Raw genomic sequence first — 2835 nt, 5'->3', positions numbered from 1 at the left:
TTTCTTGCACGGCACCGGACGTGCCCTCCGCAAGTAACGCATCGATATCCAGCAGTTGCTCACACGGCACGCCCCCCCCCGAGCCGATAAATACGTCAACGCTGGCCTGGTCCGTCAATACACAATGCAGCCCGGCATCGGCGGCGATATAGGCAATGCGGGACGCTGGATAGGCAGGGTCCAGAGGGACATACACGCCACCCGCCCGCAACACACCAAGCAACGTCGCGATCAACGCGGCACCGCGTTGCATGGCAACGCCGACGCGCGTTTCCACTGTCACGCCCCGCGCGCGAAGGGCGCGCGCAATGGCGGCGGATGCCAGCGCGAGATCGCGGTAGCGCCAATCGCTTTGCGCATGCGTGCCGTCCGCCGGCAACGTCACCGCAAGCGCGTCCGGCCGGGTCATCATCTGTGCAACGATCCGGGCGACGAAATCGTTGTTATTTTCAAGATGATGTCGATGCCCACTCGCGCCATCCGAGGCCCTCGCCGATGTCATGGCGAGAGACGTCAACCGTTCATCGGCGCCGCCGCCAAATTGCCAATGCGCCAGCGGGAGATCCTCCGGCATGCCATGGTTGGCGTCGGCCCCCGCCCACTGCGTCAACAGCCCCACCAGCGCGTCGGCCATCGCGGCAACGGTCGCTTCGTCGAAGACGTCGCGTGCGAATGTCCAATCGATAGACACTTCGCCGTCAGCGATGTGCTTCGCCGCGTTCGACGCGGTCACGTCCGGCATCGATGTCCGCGTATCCGCGGACATCGATGCATCCGGTCCATTCGATGCCCCACCTGGCACGGAATGCATGTCGCCGAACTGCACCATCAGGTCGAACTGCGCCTCGCCACTGTCGACGGGCGAGACGCATGCCCGCAGCCCCTCACCAAAAGCGGTATCCTCCGCAAAACGTTGCTGCTGATTCACCAGTACTTGAAACAGCGGCGTACATGTCAGGTCGCGCGCCGGACAAAGCGCCCGCACCACTTTCGCAAACGGCAATGCCTGATGTGCATGCGCATCGAGTACGCGGTCCTTGACCTGCGCCAGAAGGCCCCGCAGTGTCATATTGGCGCGCATCCGCGCACGCAACGCCACGGTATTGACAAAAAACCCGACGATGTCAGCCGCCTTTTCCGCATCGCGTCCGGCGAGCGGCACACCAATCCGCAGATCCCGCTGGCCGGTATAGCGATACAACAGCAAATCAACCGCAGCGAGCATTGCCACGAACGGCGTCACACCGCAGCGTTGCGCGAGACGTCGCACGGCACGTACTGCATCCGGGGGAACGCGCCGTTGCAGGCGACCACCAGGCCGCCCCGCGGTATCGGCCGCCCGTGCGTGATGCTGCCGGTCATAAGGCAACGCCATTGGCGCATCGAGTGAATGAACGCCGTCCGCGGCCTCATACGCCGACGTCAGGGCGTCGCGCCAATAGGCCAGTTGCGCCTCGTCGTGCGCCGCCACGTCGAGGCGATGTTGAATATGGTCCCGATAAGCGGCGATCGCCACCTTCGCCGCCGAGCGTGTCACTGCCGTTGCGCTCGGCTGGCCTTGCCCATGCCTTGCCTCGGCCACGCCGGCCAAGTGCCGATATATCCGTGCGAGATCGCGCATCAGCAAACCGACGGACCAGTCGTCACCGATGATGTGATGCATCGACAGATGCAGCAGATGCGCATCGGGGGCCGTGCAAATCAGCGTGGCGCGCACCGGGGGCTCCGCCAGCAGATCAAATGGCTTGCGGGCACATTCACGCAAATATGTTTGCACTCGCGCCGGCACCGATGCCGATGCCGATGCCGACACATCATGCGACGTCGGCGAAACGGATTCGCCAACATGTGCAGTGTCGGACATGTCCACCTTCGAGAGCGTCAACCGCGCATCAGCGTCCACGTATTGGACTGGCACGCCCCCGTGTTCTCCACCTTGCATCGAAAAACGCATCCGCAGCGCCGGATGGTGTAGCGGCAACTGCGCCAGCGCCTGCGCGAGCGCGGTGGTATCGAGCGTGCCCGTCAGTTGAATCGCACCGTTGATGTTGTATGCCGATGCCTGCGGGTCCAATCGCCACAAGAACCATAGCTGCGTTTGCGATGGCGACAAAGGCATCGCTTTCCCGTCTTCATCGTCAAGCGCGAACGGATCGGCGGCGCTTGCCTGCCAGATGTCATCGCCATCGGCCGCCGCGGGGGTCGTATCCTCCATCGTTTCTTTGTTGGACACCATGGACGATGCGCGCGTATCGTCACCATGGTTGACAGGCTTGTCGCCGTCCTCCGATACGTCAGGAAGCGGCTGCCCGAACATCGCGGCACGCACCACAACGGTAAATGCCGCCAAGGTCGGCCGATCGAACACACTGCGCAACGGCGGTGCCTTGCCGAACGTCTCACGCACGGCGGTAAGCATCCTGACCGCCAGCAGCGAATGGCCGCCCAACGCAAAAAAATCGTCATCCACGCCAACGCGTGACACCTGCAATTGTGTCTGCCAGATATGGGCAATGGCCGCTTCGATGGGATCGCGCGGCGCACGGTAGGTATCGATGTTATCGCTTTGTATCATCGTCGACTGCGTTTGCTGGCTATGTGGATTCGCTCTTTCGTTCACATGGGCTTTCGCCCGCTCCTCGCCCGGCTGTGGCAATGCCCGCCGGTCGAGTTTGCCGTTGGTGGTCAATGGGAACCGATCCAGCTTCACGAATGCCGAGGGCACCATATGCACTGGTAGACGTTCGCGAAGCGACTGGCGCAATGCCGCCGCATCGACACCACTATCGCATCCGTCAACCGGAATCCAGTACGCGAGCAACCGCGTCTCGCGTG

At 62.8% G+C, this 2835-nt stretch carries 1 protein-coding gene; it reads right to left on the bottom strand.

Annotated features, from left to right (window positions below; translation table 11 throughout):
• Positions 1 to 2835, bottom strand: a 2835-nt coding sequence (locus WM40_RS26200; RefSeq protein ID WP_157793809.1) for a condensation domain-containing protein, incomplete at both ends; no start/stop codon positions are given.

The organism is Robbsia andropogonis (assembly GCF_000970345.1).
Lineage (GTDB): Bacteria > Pseudomonadota > Gammaproteobacteria > Burkholderiales > Burkholderiaceae > Robbsia > Robbsia andropogonis.
This window is presented reverse-complemented; position numbering and strand designations above follow the sequence as displayed.